14 protein-coding genes and 1 tRNA gene are annotated in these 19,531 nt (G+C 49.5%); 7 read left to right on the forward strand and 8 right to left on the reverse strand.

All coding sequences use genetic code 11. The annotated features are described in order from the left end of the window. The first annotated feature begins 213 nt into the window (after window positions 1-213). On the forward strand, window positions 214-3,360 hold the full coding sequence (gene infB, locus ACO08I_RS17455; protein WP_421946613.1) for a translation initiation factor IF-2: 3,147 nt from the start codon (window positions 214-216) through the stop codon (window positions 3,358-3,360). 96 nt (window positions 3,361-3,456) lie between these two features. Here infB and ACO08I_RS17460 read toward each other — a convergent pair whose 3' ends face one another. The 3 genes from ACO08I_RS17460 to rpsA all read right to left on the reverse strand — a co-directional run bounded on the left by ACO08I_RS17460 (window position 3,457) and on the right by rpsA (window position 8,971). Continuing rightward, the gene (locus ACO08I_RS17460) at window positions 3,457-3,975 is read right to left on the reverse strand and encodes a class IV adenylate cyclase (protein WP_044218895.1); all 519 of its coding nucleotides are present in this window, start codon (window positions 3,973-3,975) and stop codon (window positions 3,457-3,459) included. Beyond that, window positions 3,962-6,757: a CHAT domain-containing protein gene (locus ACO08I_RS17465; protein ID WP_421946614.1), complete on the reverse strand. Its 2,796-nt coding sequence runs from the start codon at window positions 6,755-6,757 to the stop codon at window positions 3,962-3,964. The genes ACO08I_RS17460 and ACO08I_RS17465 overlap by 14 nt, the downstream gene beginning before the upstream one ends. A 147-nt stretch (window positions 6,758-6,904) precedes the next feature. Continuing rightward, a complete protein-coding gene (gene rpsA / locus ACO08I_RS17470) occupies window positions 6,905-8,971 on the reverse strand; it encodes a 30S ribosomal protein S1 (protein WP_421946615.1) in 2,067 nt (688 codons plus the stop codon). 316 nt (window positions 8,972-9,287) lie between these two features. Here rpsA and ACO08I_RS17475 point away from each other — a divergent pair, with 316 nt between their 5' ends. Together ACO08I_RS17475 and ACO08I_RS17480 are read left to right on the forward strand one after the other, a co-directional pair. After that, on the forward strand, window positions 9,288-10,958 hold the full coding sequence (locus ACO08I_RS17475) for an AMP-binding protein (RefSeq protein ID WP_421946616.1): 1,671 nt from the start codon (window positions 9,288-9,290) through the stop codon (window positions 10,956-10,958). A 65-nt stretch (window positions 10,959-11,023) separates the two neighbouring features. Then, entirely contained in the window at window positions 11,024-11,446 is a 423-nt protein-coding gene (locus ACO08I_RS17480) for a RidA family protein (RefSeq protein WP_044218904.1), read from the forward strand. On the opposite strand, the gene ACO08I_RS17485 is transcribed toward ACO08I_RS17480, so the two are convergent. Next, entirely contained in the window at window positions 11,443-12,513 is a 1,071-nt protein-coding gene (locus ACO08I_RS17485) for a D-alanine--D-alanine ligase family protein (protein WP_421946617.1), read from the reverse strand. The two genes, ACO08I_RS17480 and ACO08I_RS17485, sit on opposite strands and share 4 nt — an antisense overlap. Window positions 12,514-12,612: 99 nt before the next feature. Here ACO08I_RS17485 and ACO08I_RS17490 point away from each other — a divergent pair, with 99 nt between their 5' ends. The 3 genes from ACO08I_RS17490 (at window position 12,613) to ACO08I_RS17500 (ending at window position 16,847) form a co-directional block, all read left to right on the forward strand. Then, window positions 12,613-14,844, forward strand: coding sequence for a DUF4838 domain-containing protein (locus ACO08I_RS17490; RefSeq protein ID WP_421946618.1), 2,232 nt, complete (start codon window positions 12,613-12,615; stop codon window positions 14,842-14,844). A gap of 242 nt (window positions 14,845-15,086) precedes the next feature. Then, on the forward strand, window positions 15,087-15,635 hold the full coding sequence (locus tag ACO08I_RS17495; RefSeq protein WP_421946619.1) for a hypothetical protein: 549 nt from the start codon (window positions 15,087-15,089) through the stop codon (window positions 15,633-15,635). Between the two features lie 3 nt (window positions 15,636-15,638). Then, a complete protein-coding gene (locus tag ACO08I_RS17500) occupies window positions 15,639-16,847 on the forward strand; it encodes a flavin monoamine oxidase family protein (RefSeq protein ID WP_421946620.1) in 1,209 nt (402 codons plus the stop codon). Window positions 16,848-16,931: 84 nt separating this feature from the next. Here the strand turns inward: ACO08I_RS17500 and ACO08I_RS17505 are convergent. The 4 genes from ACO08I_RS17505 to ACO08I_RS17520 form a co-directional block, all read right to left on the reverse strand. Further along, window positions 16,932-17,005, reverse strand: a tRNA-Ile gene (locus tag ACO08I_RS17505). A gap of 112 nt (window positions 17,006-17,117) precedes the next feature. Then, the gene (locus tag ACO08I_RS17510) at window positions 17,118-17,933 is read right to left on the reverse strand and encodes a mechanosensitive ion channel family protein (protein ID WP_282779806.1); all 816 of its coding nucleotides are present in this window, start codon (window positions 17,931-17,933) and stop codon (window positions 17,118-17,120) included. Window positions 17,934-18,092: 159 nt separating this feature from the next. Further along, a complete protein-coding gene (locus ACO08I_RS17515; protein WP_421946621.1) occupies window positions 18,093-18,611 on the reverse strand; it encodes a mechanosensitive ion channel family protein in 519 nt (172 codons plus the stop codon). After that, entirely contained in the window at window positions 18,560-18,904 is a 345-nt protein-coding gene (locus ACO08I_RS17520; protein WP_421946622.1) for a mechanosensitive ion channel family protein, read from the reverse strand. Before ACO08I_RS17520 ends, ACO08I_RS17515 begins: the two co-directional genes overlap by 52 nt. Window positions 18,905-19,007: 103 nt before the next feature. Here ACO08I_RS17520 and ACO08I_RS17525 point away from each other — a divergent pair, with 103 nt between their 5' ends. Then, entirely contained in the window at window positions 19,008-19,484 is a 477-nt protein-coding gene (locus ACO08I_RS17525; RefSeq protein WP_052515884.1) for a regulatory protein RecX, read from the forward strand. The last annotated feature ends 47 nt before the right edge of the window (window positions 19,485-19,531 follow it).

A 19,531-nucleotide genomic window follows, 5' to 3' on the forward strand; every position in this document is an offset into this window, starting at 1 on the left:
AGATTAGAGGTTAATCCTCTTATCTTTGCGGTCAGATCAGGCTCTTCTAATTGAGAAAGCCCTCTTACTAAGCCTGATTATTGTAGCGTAGGTTGAAAGCTTTTGGTATGTTACTTTCTATTTTATTCATCCAAAAAAGATAGTAAGATATGTAAAGGAAAAGAGAAGCTCTTGCCTATCTGCAGACGTTGCAAAAAGTACTAAAACTTTATAATGGCGAAACGTTTAGTTAAGATAGCTAAAGAATTAAATGTTGGGACCTCTACCATCGTAGAGCACCTTACTAACAATGGGTTCGAGATCGAGAACAAGCCTACCGCTAAGATCTCGGACGAAATGTATACTGAGCTCCTCAAGGAATTCCAAAAGTCTATCGCTATCAAGGAAAAAGCTGATCAGTTAGTGATTGGCAATCGCCCCTCCGCAGAAGAACCTGAAAAAGGGGAACACAAAATGCCGGAAAGGTCTGCTTCCAAACCCAGGGAAGAGGTTAAAAAACCGGCTGCGAAAGTGCCGCCTCCCACTGAGAAGACGACTCCCGCTACAGAAAAACCTGCTGCTCCAAAACCTGCTGCTCCTGAAAAAGCTGCTCCATCGCCTGAAGTCAAAGCGAAGCCAGAAGAGGAAAAAACAGAACAGCCTGCTGAAAGGAGAACAGGGTTGAAGGTATTAGGCAAAATTGACCTTGACGCTTCCAATAAGGGCCGCAAACAGCCTGCGGAGCAGCCAAAGGAACAAAAAACAGAAACGCCGCCCAAAGCGGAATCTGAAAAAGCAGAAAAGGAAGAACCTGTAACGCCCAAAACGGAGGCACCGCCTGCCAAACCGGAGCCTGCAGAAGAAAAACCAGCTGCAAAGAAAGACGCTCCGGAACCTAAAGAAGAAGTTAAAGCTCCTGAAAAAGAGGAGTCTAAAACAGAGGCTCCCAAGCCTGAGGCTACTCCGGCAGCAAAAGGGGACGTGCCATCTACACCTGATAAGGCAGACGACGCACCAGAACAGGCACCGGAACAGGAACAGGCAGCAAGCTCAGACGAAAAGTCCAAGCCAACCGCAGCGGAGGCTCCAACCGGCGGCAAGGAGGCAGGGGCTTCTGATAAAGCAACTGAAACTGGCGATGCGGCAGCTTCACAGCCTACGGGCGTGGTCAAAGCAGAAGCTCCAGAACTTCGAGGCCTCAAAATTCTGGGTAAAATCGATGTAGATAAAGTCGATCGGTCCAGCCGGAAGAAAAAGAAGAAAGAGGAACCAAAGAAAGAAGGGACCACCGGAGCTTCAAATGATGAGCCGCGCAAAAAACGCAGGCGAAAGCGCAAAAAAGTCGCTGCTCCTTCTGATAGTGGTTCAGGAAAGTCCGGAACGGCTAAGGGCAGAAGCCGCAGTACCGCCAAGCGGGGCCGTAAGAAGGATGATGAAGTTAAGGAGGTCTCCCAAAAAGAAATTGAGGATAAAATCAAGGCTACCATGGCCCGGATTTCCGGGGGTGGCACTAAGCGTAAACGCCAAAAGCTGCGCCGTGATAACCGTGAACGCCTAAGAGAGCGTCAGGAAGAGCGCGAGCAGGAAATGGAGAGCAAGTTCCTGGAAGTCACAGAGTTTATCTCCGTTCAGGAACTCGCCAATATGATGGATGTTGCCGTCACGGATGTCATCACTACTTGTATGAACCTTGGCGTGATCGTCTCCATCAATCAGCGCCTTGATGCGGAAATTATCGAGTTGGTCACCGAAGAGTTTGGCCACGAAGTGAAGTTCATCAATGCCGGGGAAGAAGATGAAGAAGAAGAAGAGATCATCGATGACCCGGAAGATTTGGAGCCTCGCGCACCAATCGTAACCGTTATGGGGCACGTTGACCACGGTAAGACATCTCTGCTTGACTATATCCGACAGGAGAAAGTGGCTGATGATGAGGCCGGAGGTATCACGCAGCACATCGGTGCCTACGAAGTAGTCCTCGGTGAAGAAGATGATATCACTAAAAAGATTACCTTCCTGGATACACCTGGTCACGAAGCCTTTACGGCCATGCGTGCCCGTGGTGCCAAAGTAACGGATATCGCGGTGATTATTATCGCTGCAGATGACAATATTATGCCTCAAACCAAAGAGGCTATCAGCCACGCACAGGCGGCAGGTGTTCCAATGGTATTCGCCATTAATAAGGTGGATAAGCCGGGGGCACAGCCCGAACGGATCAAGCAAGAGCTGGCTTCCATGGACTTCCTGGTGGAAGAATGGGGCGGTAAATATCAGTCTCAGGATATCTCAGCGAAGACCGGGCAGGGTATTGACGAATTGCTGGAGAAAATCCTGCTCGAAGCAGAACTGCTCGAGCTTCAGGCTAATCCTGACCGTGAAGCGGTGGGTGCGGTTATTGAAGCTTCTCTTGACAAAGGGCGGGGCTATGTCACCAAAATACTGGTACAGACAGGTACGCTCAAGATTGGAGACCCAATGGTTGCTGGTGAGCACTCAGGTAAGGTGAAAGCGATGTTCAATGAGCGCGGAAAGCGCGTGGATGAAGCTGGGCCTTCCAGCCCTGTCCTGGTGTTAGGTCTGGGCGGAGCACCACAGGCTGGTGAGCGTTTCCGGGTGATGGAAAATGAGCAGGAAGCACGAACACTGGCCACCAAGCGGGCTCAGATTTCGAGAGAACAAGCCAACCGTGCTACGAAGCGTATCAGCCTTGATGAAATCGGGCGCCGACTTGCACTGGGCAACTTTAAAGAACTGAACCTGATTGTTAAGGGTGATGTGGATGGCTCTGTAGAGGCATTATCAGATTCCCTAATCAAACAGTCTATCGAGTCCATTCAGGTGAATGTGATCCACAAAGCTGTAGGTCAGATCATTGAATCTGATGTACTGCTGGCTTCTGCTTCTGATGCCATTATTATCGGTTTCCAGGTTCGTCCTTCTATGGGAGCCCGGAAGCTGGCGGAACGGGAAGGTGTGGAAATCAATACCTACTCCATTATCTACGAAGCAATCGAGGAAGTCCGTGCTGCTATCGAAGGCATGCTTGAACCAACCAAAGAGGAGAAGATTACTGCTCAGGTTGAGGTTCGCGAAACCTTCAAAATCAGTAAAGTGGGCACCGTTGCCGGCTGTTTCGTACAGGAAGGCAAAATCAACCGCAACTCGCTAATCCGGATTATCCGTGATGGCATTGTGACCTATCCGGTGAAAGAGGGTCAAACGGCTGAGCTTTCTTCCCTCAAGCGTTATAAGGATGACGTTCGGGAGGTGAAGTCTGGCATGGAGTGTGGTCTGTCGGTCAGGAACTACAATGACATCAAAGTAGGCGATATTATTGAAGCTTATGAGATCGTAGAAATTAAGCAGACACTGGATTAAATCCGGATTTGATTTAGACATACAAAAAGGCGCCTTCCGCAGATTTGCGGAAGGCGCCTTTCTTATTACGCATCACACACAGGTGCCACTTGGGCCTTATTGCTGTGCGATCATCATATCACTGTAGGATACTTCAATGAGGTCTTCAGACTTTATTTTGAAGAGGTCCAGGTAATACTGGCATTGCTCCCGGAGTTTTTCCTCTCCGATGTCGCCGTCCCTGTCAATTGCTTCAATCTCTACAAAGGAGCCCAGGTTTTCCACCTCATCCACGTGGAATTTTACATTTTCGATAAAGTAAATAGACCGGCGTTTGGTAACTACTGCGAGTATAGGCAGCGCATTTTGCAACACTTCTTTTAGTTCCACTCCGCCTTCCGTTTTGTACATAGAGATATCCGACCGTTTAGGGCCGGCCTGATTGTCGCGAAAATAGTGGATCAATGCATTTTCAATATTGCCCTGCCGAAGTTTCAGGCGGCCTTTGTCGACTTTGAAATAGGTATCCTTTTGTTTGTCGGTACCAAGAAACTCTGCTTGTTGAGCAGCGAGCAGCGCGTGTATCTCTGCCGGATTTTGGGAACGGGCTTTGATTTCTACATTAATTCTTTGCATGGGCTTTATGTCTTTTCGATCTGATTAAACCGCCCAAAATTACGAATAGCACCAATAGAAACAGGCATATCCACCATATAAAATATCCTGAAGAAAGCTGAAGTGGTGCCATATCTCCCTGAGCGACATAGCCAGCCCAGAAAAAAGGGTGGGCCCCTCTGCCTGTTGCCTCATGCAGGTAATCCAGTTTAGCGTTGCGCAGGGCTGCATCCTTGGTTTTCCCGGAGTGTAGATGTTTGTAGAAACTATTCATCAGGGTAGCGGAGGCCTGATCGCTCACGCGCCAAAGGGTGGTGATGAGGCTCCTTGCACCGGCCTTTGAGAAAGCCTGAGAAAGGCTAATCACTCCTTCGCCCTTTGATAGCTCTCCCAGCCCGGTCTCACAGGCACTCAGGACGACCATGTCAGCGGAAAGGTTCATAAGGTAGAGCTCACTGGCATACAGGCGGTTGCTCGTAGTGGTATCATCAGATACTTCTGTGAAACAGAGGTAAGAGTAATCGCCCTTTTTGTCATTGGCTTTGGCGTGCGTAGCTAAATGAAGGGCCTTATAATAGCTTGCATTCTCCAGAAAAGCCTCTCTGGTCGCAGCTTCTCCTTCAAATTTTCGGACTAAAAAAAAATCGGATATTTGGCGGACTTCATCTTGGTTGGCCAGTAAAGGGCCAAATTCGCCTCTCCGGTTCGCCACGGTTTCAGGGATAGCCGGGCTGTCCCTGAAGGAAGGCGCAAACCCCAGAACGGCTGCCCGTTTGTGCCGTTTGCCCTGCGGCTTTTTGGTAAAGTCATACGGAGAGTACGCATAACTGATCTGATGGTCCTGGATAAGGTAGGGGTAATCCTGAAAAGGGGTTTCCGGTACAGGCTTCTCCCGCAGTAGGACATCAAATGGGATATAAGCCACACAATTGTCCGGAACAATCAATAACCGTTGCGGAAGCAGGCTGTCTACAGGCTGCAACAGCTTTTTATACAGCCAGTGCGCGCTGCTTGTATATTGCTCCACCAAATCATCAGAAGGGTGCAGAGCCCATTCGTACAAGGCATCCCGCATCTTGCTAACCTGCCCGGAAAGCCCCTCGGGGATTTTCGTGTTGTAGAGCACGATATCCTCTCCGTCCAGTAAAAACAAAAAGACATACTGGTAGCCAATGAAGTACAGTACCATCGCCCGGTTGTCCTCCCTGAGCTGCTTTTGCACAAGTTTAGGCTCAGGTGGTTCTGGTATGTCCCACATTTGCTGCATGGTTGGAAAGGCCTGCTCCAGGCTATCCAAAAACCTCAGGTATTCGTTTTTGGCCTGTAGGGAGGAGTCTGCAAGGGCGGAGGAAGCATTTCCGGCCTCCTGTTGTTCATAAAGCCGGTTCTCCAGGGAGACATAGCGCTTCCGCAAATCATACCGACGTTGCAAAAGGCGCGCCGGGAAGATTTGTTCGGTGGCAGCGTTCTGAGCTGCCTCCCGCACATGTATAGCTTTGCCGCGCCCGGCTACCCTGAAGGCATCCTCAAGGTATTCAGCGTCCTGGGTCTCTTCATACAATTTGTAGCGCACATAAATAGCCTCTTCATACATGTAGTAAAACCGGTCGATAAAGTACCGGGATGAGGTCGGGCTGAGGTTTTTGCTCATGTATTCAAGCAGATCAAGATACTGCTCCTGATAGTCATAGGAGGCGCGAAGGTTGTCAAGGGTGCCGCCATCGGCATAGTGGTATTGCTCGTTTTGGGCTAGGAAGTAGATATTTATCAATAACCTCTGTAGGTTCGACTCAAAGGGGTCGTATGGGAAAGGTGAATTCGGAGCGTATTTCTGAAACTCGAGTGCTTTCTTCAAGTAATTTTCAGCGTTATGATAATTTTTTGACCACGAGTAAGTGGCGCCTAGGGTTATATAAGAATTTACTCTATTTGATGCTTTTATATTGGGTATTTCAAGTGCATCCTGGTAATATTCGATAGTTTTTTGATATTGCCCCAAGTAATAATAAACATTCGCTAAGTCTCTCAATGCTGAAAAGTGAGTCGCTGGAGTAAAACGGTTTGGATGGTTCTCTATTTCATTGATGAATTTCAAAAGAATATTCTCAGCTTTATCTCTTTCATTCACGCTTTCATAGTAATCTGCTAGATTTAGAATATAAATAGAGTAGCACGATTTTCTATATGAGGAACAGTAAATTTTTGCACTGTCTAGTATGGGCTTGGTGTCCAGTATTTGTCGTTTATTCAACTTGAGAGTAGCTAAAGATGAATATAAATCCCCACGGAGCCCATCTTCATCTGGTAAGCTTTCATTATCAAGTAAGTAAAAGCAGTTATCAAATAGGTTTTCAGATTTTTCTATTTCGTTAAGTTCCCGATATGCTATAGCGGTTCTCCACATTACTGTAAACTGATCCTCAAGGTTTATCCAATCCGGATGAGACCGGATAATTGATAGGTATAATTCTCCTAGTAATTTGGCTTTGGAGCTATTTTCCCGAGAGCTGGAGAATAAAAAATTGCCCCATACCAAGGGAATCAGGAGCTGCTTTGGATATAACTTTTCTAATGACGTCAATTGAGGTAAAAAAAAGCGGTTAACATGTTCAACTGCTGCTTCTTGTTTTTGCGCTTGGAGTAAGGTCTTGATATCAAGACCATATTCCTCTAAGTTATCCTTGTTCAATAATGTACCATATGGATACTTATCTTCCAGGTTAATGATTGGGGTTTGTGCCGAGAGCTGGAAAAAGCTGAAAAAACAAATCGCGGCAACCGTTTTTAGAGCGCTCATTTCCATAAGGCTTCTGAGATGTATTGTTAAGTGATTTAATACGCTGCTCTTAATAGCATTTTCAAAATAATATTTTTTAGGGATAAAAAAAAGACCCACAACCCAAAGGGTTGCAGGTCTTTATCTGCTTCAGCGTTAAATGACGCGCTTTACCTACTTGTCATCGTCGCTATTATTGTCAGTACCGTTGTCCTCAAGCTGATCTTTCAGCTGGCTGAACACGTCGAGGTCACCCAGTGTGGATTTCTCAACAGTAGACTGCTGCTTCTTGACCGCCTGTCGGGTCTGCTTGCGCTCTTCCTGCTTTTCTTTGCGCACCTCATCCTTCGCTTCGCGGCGGATGTCATCAAGGTAGCGCATGTGAGAAACGAGGATACGCTTGTCATCACGGTTGAACTCGATCACTTTTACCGTCAGGGTTTCGTCTACCTCTGCAAGCTGACCGTCTTCTTTACGGATGTGCTTGATCGGCGCGAAAGCTTCCAGGCCGTATGGCATCTGAACAATAGCGCCCCGGTCGTCGCGGCGAACAATCGTTCCCTCGTGGTAAGAGCCTACCGGGAATACATTTTCGAAAGTATCCCATGGGTTCTCTTCCAGCTGTTTGTGGCCGAGTGAGAGTTTACGGTTGTCCTTATCGATTTCGAGGATCATGATGTCGATGTTCTCGCCCACTTTCGTAAACTCAGATGGGTGAGAGAATCGCTTGGTCCAGGACAGATCAGAAATATGGATCATACCACCGATGCCTTCTTCAAGCTCAACGAATACGCCATAAGGGGTGAGATTTTTCACTTCACCAGTGTGGCGGCTGCCTTCGGGGAAGTTATTTTCAATCTCGCTCCATGGATCCTTAGACAATTGCTTGATAGAAAGAGACATCTTGCGGTCATCCCGGTCAATGGTTACAATCTTTGCATCGTACTCCTGATTGAGCTTGAAGTACTCCCGTGCGTTGATTGGCTGATTGCTCCAGCTCACCTCAGATACGTGGATCAGTCCTTCTACACCGGGCTGAATCTCAAGGAATGCACCGTAGTCTTCGATATTGACGATTTTGCCTTTGACTGTTGAGCCTTCTGTAACTTTTTCGTCAAGGACCTCCCACGGATGCGGCTGCAACTGCTTCAGACCCAGAGAAATCCGTTTCTTGTTCTCATCAAAGTCGAGCACCACCACGTTGATTTTCTGGTTGAGCGACAGCACCTCACTTGGGTGGCTGATACGGCCCCAGGAAATATCAGTGATGTACAGCAGACCGTCTACGCCACCCAGGTCGAGGAACGCACCGAAGTCTGTGATGTTCTTCACGAGGCCTTCGAGTACCTGACCTTTTTCGAGGCTGGCAATGATCGCTTCACGCTGCTCTGCGAGATCGCTCTCGATGAGTGCTTTGTGAGAAACCACAGCATTTTTGATCTGCTCGTTGATCTTGACCACTTTGAATTCCATGGTCTTGCCAACGTATGAATCGTAATCGATGATTGGCTTGATGTCAATTTGAGAACCAGGAAGGAAGGTTTCCAGCCCACTGCAGTCTACAATGAGACCACCTTTAGTTTTGCTGATAACAGTGCCTTTGATGACAGTACCATTCTCGTAGGAATCGACGATATTTTCCCAGGCGCGCAGCAGTTTTGCTTTGCGGCGGGAAAGGACCAGCTGTCCGCGGGCGTCCTCCTGCTGTTCTACGTACACGTCGATTTGGTCGCCAGGGGCGAGATCTGGCGTATCGCGGAACTCAGAGGTAGGAACGAGACCATCCGACTTGAAGCCGATGTCCAGTACCACATCACCATCGCTGATAGCGGTTATCTTACCTTTAACGATTTCGTTTTCCAGTACGGAGGTCAGCGTTTCCTCATACTGGCTCGTCAGCTCTTTGCGCTCCGCCTCAGTATAAGCAAGACCGGAACGGCGGTCAGCAGACCAGTCGAAGTCGTCATGTGCAGTTTCTGCAATAACGGGCTCTTCCTCATCTTCTTCTTCCTCCTCGTCTTCGTCTTCGTCTTCTTCGCTCTCGTCCTCCGCTTCATCATCATCAGCTTCGGCTACAGGAACAACTTCATCTTCTGTAGCTTCTTCTGTTTCGCCTGTTTCTTCTTCAGCGGCAGGGGCCGTTTCTTCTTCTTTTTTTGCAGCAGGAGTAGTCTCCTCAGGCTGCTCAGCGGGCGTTTGTTCTTGCCCTTCTTCTTTTTCGAGATCTTTGTCGTCTAGCATTGAAAGAATGCTTTTTAGTTAAAAAATAGGATGAATAATGGGGCGGTTAAGTCTTTTAAAGTTTTACCACCCCCATAAAGCGGGGCAAAGGTACTGTAATTTATCAGGAAATGAAAATAAAAAGCCTTGTAAGTTAGTACCTTATGTAAGATGAGTGGAAGAGGGAACAAACGAATGCTTTTTTTGTCCTCAAAGAGAGATCCCATTATAAAATAGGCTGTTATCTGAAAAGTGCGTACAAATTATTTATTTTAGGCACTGCTGAACCGTAGCAGCAGGCATAACCAAAACGGAAAAAACCAGAGTATAAAAGATTATGAGTGACCAAAGGCCCTGGCTGAAGAATTACCCCAGCGGTGTTCCTGCCAATATCAATCCTGATGAATATTCCACATTGGTGGATATGTTTGAAGATACCTTTCAGAAGTTTAGTCGCCGGGTAGCGTTTTCCTGCATGGGCAAAGAATTGTCTTTCGCAGATATTGACAAACACTCCAAAGCATTTGGCGCCTATCTGCATTCCCGGGGGTTGGAACCGGGGGATAAAATCGCCCTCATGATGCCCAATCTTCTGCAGTACCCTATCGCGCTTTTTGGTGCACTTCGGGCGGGGCTGATCGTTGTCAATACCAATCCGCTTTATACTCCCAGAGAAATGCGGCATCAGTTTACGGATTCGGGAGCGAAGGCGATTGTAATTGCCGAAAACTTTGCCTCTAACCTGGAGAAAATTATTGGGGACACCAATATTTCTACGGTCATCACGACCAGCATAGGAGAAATGCTGGGATTCCCCAAAAAGCATATCGTCAACTTCGTAGTCCGTAACATCAAAAAAATGGTGCCGGCCTTCAATATTCCGAACACCGTTAGTTTTTCGGATGCGCTAAAGCAAGGCAAACGGTTTACCCTCAAAGCACATAAGGGTAATGCCGATGATGTGATCCTGCTGCAGTATACCGGGGGAACGACTGGCGTGGCTAAGGGGGCAATGCTGACCAACCGCAACCTCATTGCCAACATGCAGCAGATACGTGCATGGATGATGCCATTCCTGAAAGAGGGAGAGGAGGTGGCGCTCAATCCGCTGCCGATGTACCACATCTTTGCCTTTTCGGTTAACTGCCTGGCTCTAATGAGTATTGGTACCACTAATGTGCTCGTGACGAACGCCAGAGACCTTCCTTCTGTCATCAAAGCCATGAAGGACTATCCTGTCACGCTCGTTACAGGGGTAAATACGCTCTTTAATGCGCTGATCAACCATAAAGATTTTAGCTCCGTAGATTTCAGCAGCCTCAAGGTTACCGTTGGTGGTGGAATGGCGGTGCAGCGCTCCGTGGCAGAGGCCTGGCAAAAGGTGACCGGCTGCCAGCTCTCCGAGGGCTATGGCATGACCGAATCCTCACCGGTAGTGAGTGTGAACCCACTCGATAACACCGGTCGGATCGGGACCATTGGCTTGCCAGTGTCTTCTACTGATGTCCGCATCGTGGATCAGCAGGGCAATGTGCTGGGCTATAATCAGCCCGGCGAGTTGCAGGTCAAGGGGCCGCAGGTCATGAAAGGCTACTACAACCGGCCAGATGAAACCAATAAAACACTTGTGGACGGATGGCTGTGCACCGGGGACATCGCAATGCTCGACGAGGATGGATTCATGCAGATCGTAGACCGCCAAAAGGATATGATTCTGGTATCAGGCTTCAATGTATATCCGAATGAAGTGGAAGAAGTGGTGGCTTCTCACCCTAAAGTTCTGGAATGTGCCGCAGTGGGCGTGCCGGATGAGAAATCTGGCGAAGTGGTCAAGGTTTTTGTCGTCCGTAAAGACAATAGCCTTAAGGAAAAAGAACTGATCGAATACTGCCGGGGTGAGCTGACAGGTTATAAAGTGCCTAAACAGGTGGTGTTCCGCAAAGAGTTGCCGAAAACCAACGTAGGCAAAATCCTGAGGCGCGAACTGAGGGACGAAGCAAAGAAATAATAAAAACGCAGACAGCCCGGTCCGCTTCACGGTGAGGCCGGGCTGTTTTTCTAAAGACATAAAGCATGGCTTCCGAAAAATTTGATGCAGGCAGTGCGCCCAAGCCGGTAGGGCTCTATCCGCACGCACGGCGGGCTGGTAATCTGCTGTTTCTGTCAGGGATAGGCCCCAGGGACCCGAAGACAGATGGTGTGCCGGGGTTGGAGCGCTCCACAAGCGGTAACTATACCCGGTTTGATTTTGAAGCGCAGTGCCATTCTGTGTTTCAGAATGTCCGGCGGGTGTTGGAAGACAGCGGCGCTAAATGGGAAGACCTCGTGGATGTAACGGTTTTTCTGACGGACATGAAGCGGGATTTTCATACTTACAACCGGGTATACGCCGAGTACTTCAAAGACCATCAGCCCTGCCGTACTACAGTGGGCATAGACAGCCTGCCAACGCCTATTGCCATCGAACTGAAATGCATTGCGGTGGTGGATGGCTAAGGCCGGAAGTCTGTTTTCAGGGCTTTACGCCTTTGATACCGTTGCTGGGCAAACTCCAGCAATCGTTCGATCAGATCTGAGTAGCTAAGCCCCGCCGCTTCCCATAGCTGAGGGTACATGCTGATATCCGTAAACCCAGGCAGCGTGTTGACTTCGTTGACGTAAATGTCGCCTTCGGGCGTCAGGAACATGTCTACGCGCGCCATGACTTCACATTCGAGTGCCTTAAAAGCGCTCAAGGCAATGGCTTGAAGGCGCGGCAGCTCTTCCGGTCTGACTTCCGTGGGGATCAGCAGTTTTGCCGTGTCGGGATCTTCATATTTGGCATCAAAGGAATATTCTTCGGGAGTGACGATTTCGCCAACCTCGGTAGCTTCAGGGTTTTCGTTGCCAAGAACTGCGCATTCGACCTCCCTGCCCTTAATCATTTCTTCAATCAGGACTTTTTGGTCGTAAAGTAACGCATCTGCCACCGCGTCTTCAAACTGCTCCGCCCGGCTCACTTTGTGTACGCCTACGGAAGACCCCATATTGGCGGGCTTAACAAAAACCGGGCTGCCCAGCTTGTTGGTGACTTGTTCGTAGGTCCACTGCCGGGCATACCCTTTGCGGATGACAATATCCTGTGCCACTTTAATACCTGCCTGCCGGAGTAGCCGTTTCGCCACATCTTTGTCCATCGATACGGCAGAGCCGAGTACGTCCGGCCCTACAAACGGGAGGTCGATGGTGCGGAGCAAGCCCTGTAGTACCCCATCTTCACCTGTAGGCCCGTGCACGATCATAAAGGCAGCATCAGGCTGAGGCGAAAGGGGCTGATGCGTATCCAAACGCAGGAACTGCCCGGTGCTTTTACCTGGGATAATGGCCAGCTCAGGCCCGGTCTCTCCAACAAAGCGCCCCAGGCTACCTTCTTCCTGCAGCCGCCACCGCCCTGCTCTGTCAATCCCAATAAGCACAACTTGAAAACGGTCCCGGCGGATTGCAGCCAATATATTTTTTGCGGAACGGACAGATATTTCGTGTTCCGGGGATTGCCCCCCGCAGATAACAGCTATGGTCTTCACAGGTTGATTGATTTTAGGGTGGCAAGATAGGATAAGCCTGCTTTTGAGCGAAAAATTGTAAGTTTATTCTTTGATCAAGTAAAGGTTTAAATGGCTGTTATGGACAGGATAATTCGTTTTTGGTGGGTTGGGCTGTGCCTCTTCCCTGCTTTGAGCGGGGCACAGGTGCAATTGGTGAAGCATGGACAGCCGAAGGGCCGTATCGTTATTGATCAAACCATTGCCGTCGACTCTCTGGCTGCGGCACTGTTGCAACGGTTTGTTGGTGAGATGAGTGGGGCAGAACTGCCCGTTCAGGACTTTCGAGATGCTTTAGGAGCCCGCCCCGGTGATGTGTTGATTGGCGCATTCCAGTTGGATAGCTGGAGCAATCCGCCCGCTGTGATGGACAGCCTGGTGGACGATGGCTTTTTGATCCATACCAGAGACGGCTACCTGCGTCTGCTCAGCGGCGGTGGCAACGGTAGCGTATACGCGGCAGTCACCCTGCTGGATGATTACCTGGGGATGAACTACTATGCGAAAGAGACCTACACCTTATCCCGACAGGCGGATATCCATCTGCCGGCGATGAGCCTGGAGGACCACCCTGCCTTTACTTACCGTCAGACCTTCAGCTACGGCCTGGAAGACCCCGTCTACAAGTACTGGTTCCGTCTGGAAGCACCGGACGAAGCCTTCGCCGGCAATCTGTGGGTACACACCTTCGACCGGCTGTTGCCTTCTGATCAGTTTGGCGAAAGCCATCCGGAGTTCTACTCCCTGATCAAGGGGCAACGGCAGCCCGGTAAGGCTAGTCAATGGTGCCTGACCAACAGCGAGGTCCTGGAGCGTGTATCACAGCAGCTGGACTCGGTATTTGAAGCTCACCCGGAGCACGATATTATCTCTGTAAGCCAGAACGATGGTAACTTCACCTATTGTACCTGTGATAATTGTGCAGCGATAGACGAGCGGGAGGGCAGCCCAAGCGGTACGCTCATCCACTTTGTCAATCAGCTGGCGGACCGCTTCCCTGACAAGACGATTTCCACGCTGGCCTACCTTTATAGCATGCATCCGCCCAGGCACCTCAGGCCTCGTTCGAATGTCAATATCATGCTGTGCAGCATAGATGCCAAGCGGGAAGTGCCACTGACCGATAATGCCACCGGGCAGGATTTTGTGAAAGCCCTTAAAGGCTGGGCGGAAATTTCCGATAATATTTTCGTCTGGGACTACGGGATCAATTTTGATAACCTGGTAGCTCCCTTTCCCAATTTTCACGTATTGCAGCCCAACATGGAGCTGTTTCACCGGCATAATGTCCGCATGCACTTTGCGCAGGTTGGGGGCAAGCGGGGAGAGGACTTTTCGGAGCTGCGGGCCTACATGCTCTCACGCTTGCTCTGGAACCCCTATCAAAATGCGGATAGCCTGATGCTGGAATTTATGAAAGGTTATTACGGGGCGGCCGCGCCTAATTTGTACCAATATCAGAAGATGCTGGAGGCGGCGCTGCTGTCTAACGAGGTTCCGCTCTGGATTTATGATACGCCGGTTTCGCATAAAGATGGTATGTTGCGTTCCCGCCTCCGCTTCCGTTATAATAAACTTTTTGACCAGGCAGAACGGGCAGTTGAAGATGACCCTGAATTGTTGCGCAGGGTGAGGCGTTCCCGCTTGCCACTGCAGTACGCTGAGCTCGAGATTGCCCGCACGATGCCTGAACGTGACCCTGTCCGCCTGAACGTTATGCTCGATACCTTTGCCGCCCGCACCGCCCGTTACGGGGTGAAGACCTTAAACGAGCGCAATAACGCCCCGGGTGACTACTGCCGGCTTTACCGGGAGCGCTACCTGCGGAAACCGGAGGGCAACCTTGCAGCAGGTGCAAAAGTTATCTGGGAAGCGCCACCCTCTCCCGGGTACCTGGAAGGTGCCGCCGAAGCCCTAACCGATGAGCTCTACGGCGGAACGACCTTTGGCGACAGCTGGATCGGCTGGGAAGGCAGGGATGGCAGCTTTATTGTAGACCTGGGTGAGGTGCAACCGGTACAGTCCGTGGAAACTGACTTCCTGCATCAGCTCGGAGCCTGGATTTTATTGCCAAAAAGTGTCACCTATACCGTCTCAGAAGATGGGGCCGCCTATGAGGCATTTGGCAAAGAGATATTGCCTGAAGACCGGTCCCGGGAAGTCAAGTTTGTGGGCGTAAAGTCAGAGCAGCCGGCGCCCGTTTCCGCCCGCTACATCAGGGTAGAGATAGAAGGCGTGAAGGTTTGCCCCTCCTGGCACTACGGGGTGGGGTATCCCGCCTGGTTTTTTGTGGATGAGGTGGTGGTGCGCTAGTCGTTGTCGGGGACGGGTAATCAGCATGGACCCCAAAGAAAATTACGGGCAGGTATACATCAGAACCGATAAGATTGACGAATTTTATGCGTTCTTGCTGGAGCGGCAGATCTTGATCCATCCAAACGGGCAGTTGGACACCGTTGTGAATCGGGGGAGCTGAAGGTCTGGCGTTGGTCTGGCGGAGTAAATTCGGAGGCACTTTAAACGTCTTCCAGGCTACCGTCTAATATCCGGATTTTATGCAAGCGAGGTACTTTTTACTATTGATGATTCTGGCAGGCACTACGTTACAGGCACAAGAGCAGCCACCTGAACTCCACATTGGTTACTTTGCGCCTTTTGGGGTCCAAATAGGCGGCAGCGTTGCTTATACGGATGTACTAAAGCAGCCAATTGGGGCACATCAATGGTGGTGGCGGGCACAGGCAGGCTATTTTGCCCAACCCAATGTTTCTGATGCGGTGTTTTTGCACCCGGAGGTTGAGTACCGCCGCTGCCGGCCGGGGCAATACTTTTATGCTTCTTCTTCCATTGGCAGCAGCCTGGCCTACACACTTAGTAAGCAGGAAGGCACTCTAAACCTCGCCAGCGGCACCATCGATTACCAAAAGGAAGGCAGCTTGTACATTATACCACGCATCAGCCTGGGTATAGGGGTAGCTCCCCGGAAGAGATTGGGCGGTTATCTTCGTGCAAGTTACGGACAGCAGCTGGGAGGCGATAACGGCAGACAGGCTTTCTTCAGTGCAGCTGCAGGCCTGGCAATTAGCATGCATTCAAAACCATAACCTATGACCCGTAAAGCATTTATCGAAAAAGCCCTCAAAGCAGGTATTGGGCTGCCTTTCTTTTCCTCGCTTTTACTTGAATCCTGCAACCGCTACGATTTAGACCTCCCCGACCTGCACGGAGCCTTCGAAGGCAAAGTCATTATCGTTGGTGCAGGCGCTGCCGGCCTGGCTGCCGGGCACCTTCTCCAGCGGTACGATGTTGATTTTGAGGTCATTGAAGCGGCTCCGGTTTGGGGCGGGAGGATGAAAAAAACAACAGACTTTGCTGATTTTCCTATCGACCTTGGCGCAGAATGGATTCATACCCACCCTGCTATCCTGTCGGATATACTCAGCAGCCCTGATATTAATGCGGACATCGACATCATCGTCTACAACCCGCAAACCACCCAAACCTGGAATAACGGCCGGCTCCGGGACCATAACTACATCAGCAAGTTGTATTCTGAATGGAAATTTAAGCATACTACCTGGTTTGGATTTTTTGAGGAGTATATCGTGCCTGGTATTGAAGACCGCATCACCCTCAATACTCCGGTTGTGGAAGTCGACTACTCCATGGGTAAAGTACAGCTCAAAACAGAGACCGGGCAGGTATTGGAAGCCGATAAAGTGCTGCTCACCGTACCCCTTAAAATATTACAAAGTGAGCATATTGCTTTTGTGCCGATGCTGCCAAAGGCCAAGACTGACGCGATCGGGCAGGTGAGCGTTGGCGATGGGATTAAAATTTTTGTAGAATTTCAAGACCGCTTTTACCCCGATATGCTTTCCTTCGGCCCCATACTGAAAGCGTTCCGGGAAGAGGAGAAATTCGTGTACAACGCCGCCTTTGGAAAAGAATCGTCCCGCCATATCCTCGGGCTCTTTGCCATCAATGAAAAAGCAACAGCCTACACCCAACTCGGTACGGATGCTGCTATCATAGAACAGTTCCTGGCAGAGCTCGATGAGATATTTGAAGGTCAGGCCTCAGCCAGTTATGTACAGCACGTTATTCAGAACTGGTCAGCAGAGCCTTACATTCAGGGAGCCTACTCCTATGATTTTGAAGACAGGCAGTGGCGGGTAGTCGAGGCTATTCAGGAACCGGTGGCTGACCGCCTGTTCTTCGCGGGCGAAGCGCTATCCATTGACCATCAGGCGACGGTGCATGGCGCCTGTGCGTCTGCTTTTGATGCGGTGGCTCGTATGTTGAAGGAAAGCTGATGGTTTTGGCTGCAAAGAAATAGACATACGTGTGTAGCAGAGAGCGTTAAATAAAAGGGAGCAGCAAATTGCTGCCCCCTCTTGTGGTCCCACTTGGGCTCGAACCAAGGACCTACTGATTATGAGTCAGTTGCTCTAACCAGCTGAGCTATGGGACCTGCATATTTTACAAATGCAGCGCAAAAATACGTATTCTGTAGCTGCGAGGCAAGCGATTTTTTTAATCAGGGTAGTTGCAGTGCTGTAACTACCCTGATTTTGTGTTGCCAATTACTCACTTTTGTCTAAATGTACATCCATTTGTGGGTAAGGGATGCCGATATCGTTGGCGTCAAACTCTTTTTTGATGCGCTCAAAAAAGACTTTGTAGGCTGGCCAGAAGTGCTCATTCTTGGCCATAAAGCGTACTGCAAAATTCACAGAGCTGTCGGCCAGCTCCTTGACGAAGATATCGTAGCCGGCATCAATCTCAACATTAGGCAGCCCTTTTACAATTTCCTCAATGATTGCCTTAGCCTTATCAATGTCATCATCATAACCAATACCTACGGTGAGGTCGTGGCGGCGCATGCCCTGAGCGGTGTAGTTTTGAATGGCATTGCTGGTAATTTGCCCGTTGGGCACAATGATGAGCCGGTTGTCTAATGCAACAAGTACGGTGTGGAAGATGAAAATATCTGTAACAGTACCCGCATGGCCGTTCACTTCCACAAAATCGCCGACCTTAAAGAACTTAAAGACCAGGATAAGCACCCCACTCGCAAAATTAGCAAGATTGCCCTGAAGCGCGAGCCCAATGGCAAAAGCCATGGCACTGAAAATTGCGACAAAGGAAGTGACTTCAATGCCAAACATGGAGGCAACGCTAAGCAGCAAAAGTACCTTTAGGCCTATGCCCACCAATGAACCCAGGAAATCGCGTACGGACTCTTCTTCGATATGGCGGTCCATTGCTTTTTTGACCAGCTTAGTGATCCTGCCAATGACCCAAAAGCCAATGATGAGTGTGAGAATAGCCCCGATAACCTGCATAGCGTACTGTGCAATGAAGCCTTGAATCTGTTCCAGAATTTCGTTCAAATCCATGATTTGATTTAAGTTTTGGATTGTTAATAGTGTTGGTTCGCGCTAAAGAATAGGCAAAAAATTAGTTTTTTCAATAAGATACGGCTGAAAACATCAGAACGGTTCTCAGCCGCATCTTGTTCGGCAGCACTCGCTTACACGAATTCGGCCCGTATTGCACTACTTGTCCAGGTGCACATCCATCTGAGGAAATGGAATGCTGACGCCGGAACGGTCAAACTCCTTCTTTACATTTTCCTGCATGTAGAAATAGGTGTCCCAGTAGTGCTCGCTCTTGATCCAGGGGCGTACCAGGAAGTTCACAGAGCTATCCCCAAGCGAAGAGACCTTGATGAGGGTTTCGGGCGTACCCAAAACATATGGGCAGGCATCTGAGACACGCTTGATCGCCTCCCGGGCTTTGTCGATGTCGTCTCCATAACTAATGCCGAAGGTCATATCCACACCCATTTCTCCCTGCCCTGAAATATTAGTGATTACATTGCTGGTCACTACACTGTTGGGTATGATGATGCGCTTGTTATCCAGGGTTTGCAAAACGGTGTTGAAGACCTGAATACCCACTACTGTGCCGGTTTGTCCGCCACCAATTTCAACCAGGTCTCCAACCTTGTACGGTTTGAAAATCAAAAGCAGCACCCCACTGGCAAAGTGGCCCAGGCTGCCTTGCAATGCCATGCGACCGCAAAGGCTAGGGCACCAAACAGGGCGACAAAAGAAGTGGTTTCGATGCCAAACATGCTGGCAACACTAAGGAGCAGGAGTACCTTCAGGCCCACGCTGACGAGCGAAGTCAGAAAGGGGCGGATGGTTGGGTCAAAGCCCCGCTTTTCCATACTCCGCTTGAGAACATCGGTGATTTTTCCTATAATCCAAAAGCCAATAACCAAAGTCAGGATGGCACCCGCAACTTTGGGCAAATAAGTAGTCACCAGCGTGCCTAGTGCTTCAAAATCTAGTAATTGTTCCATGTTGATTGTAGTTTTGTTTTGGTTGTGTTGTTTTTCAGACGGATTTTCATCAGAAAGTTACACATATAAGTAAAATGGCAGTACCAAAAGCAATGTGAAAAATATGCCGAAATGGTATTCCAAGGAGGAGGCTTTACAAAAATTGCAGCGCTATTGTGCTTATCAGGACCGCTGCCATCAGGAAGTGCGTCAGCAACTTCGGGATATGAATGTATACCCGGACTGGCAGGAGGAGATCATCGTGGCGCTTATTGAAGAGAACTTTCTGAACGAGGAGCGCTTTGCCTGCAGCTATGTCAGGGGTAAATTCCGAATGAAGCAGTGGGGGCGGGTCCGTATCAAACAGGAACTGCGCCGCCGGGATATCTCGGATTATTGTATCCGCAAAGGCATGGCAGAAATTGAGGAGCCTGCCTATCGGGAGACGCTCAGAGGCCTGATTGTGAAAAAGGGGGACCGAACGGAAGCAGACAACCTTTGGGGCTTCCGGAATAAAGTAGCGCGATTTGTAATCGACAAGGGCTATGAACCGGCTTTGGTATGGGCAGCGGTCAAAGATATTTACCCGGATGACACTTGAAAACTAGTGTTAGGATGCTGACTTTTTGCGATTTTAGGTTTGAAGGC

The sequence above is a fragment of the Phaeodactylibacter xiamenensis genome, assembly GCF_965229835.1.
GTDB classification, from domain to species: Bacteria; Bacteroidota; Bacteroidia; order Chitinophagales; family Saprospiraceae; genus Phaeodactylibacter; species Phaeodactylibacter xiamenensis.

Coding starts and splice junctions, on each gene's coding strand:
- ACO08I_RS17490 (WP_421946618.1), top strand. CDS start 12,613: ATGGACAGGATAATTCGTTTTTGGTGGGTTGGGCTGTGCCTCTTCCCT.
- ACO08I_RS17495 (WP_421946619.1), top strand. CDS start 15,087: ATGCAAGCGAGGTACTTTTTACTATTGATGATTCTGGCAGGCACTACG.
- rpsA (WP_421946615.1), bottom strand. CDS start 8,971: ATGCTAGACGACAAAGATCTCGAAAAAGAAGAAGGGCAAGAACAAACG.
- ACO08I_RS17520 (WP_421946622.1), bottom strand. CDS start 18,904: ATGGAACAATTACTAGATTTTGAAGCACTAGGCACGCTGGTGACTACT.
- ACO08I_RS17515 (WP_421946621.1), bottom strand. CDS start 18,611: ATGGCATTGCAAGGCAGCCTGGGCCACTTTGCCAGTGGGGTGCTGCTT.
- ACO08I_RS17465 (WP_421946614.1), bottom strand. CDS start 6,757: ATGGAAATGAGCGCTCTAAAAACGGTTGCCGCGATTTGTTTTTTCAGC.
- ACO08I_RS17460 (WP_044218895.1), bottom strand. CDS start 3,975: ATGCAAAGAATTAATGTAGAAATCAAAGCCCGTTCCCAAAATCCGGCA.
- ACO08I_RS17500 (WP_421946620.1), top strand. CDS start 15,639: ATGACCCGTAAAGCATTTATCGAAAAAGCCCTCAAAGCAGGTATTGGG.
- ACO08I_RS17510 (WP_282779806.1), bottom strand. CDS start 17,933: ATGGATTTGAACGAAATTCTGGAACAGATTCAAGGCTTCATTGCACAG.
- ACO08I_RS17475 (WP_421946616.1), top strand. CDS start 9,288: ATGAGTGACCAAAGGCCCTGGCTGAAGAATTACCCCAGCGGTGTTCCT.
- ACO08I_RS17525 (WP_052515884.1), top strand. CDS start 19,008: ATGCCGAAATGGTATTCCAAGGAGGAGGCTTTACAAAAATTGCAGCGC.
- ACO08I_RS17480 (WP_044218904.1), top strand. CDS start 11,024: ATGGCTTCCGAAAAATTTGATGCAGGCAGTGCGCCCAAGCCGGTAGGG.
- infB (WP_421946613.1), top strand. CDS start 214: ATGGCGAAACGTTTAGTTAAGATAGCTAAAGAATTAAATGTTGGGACC.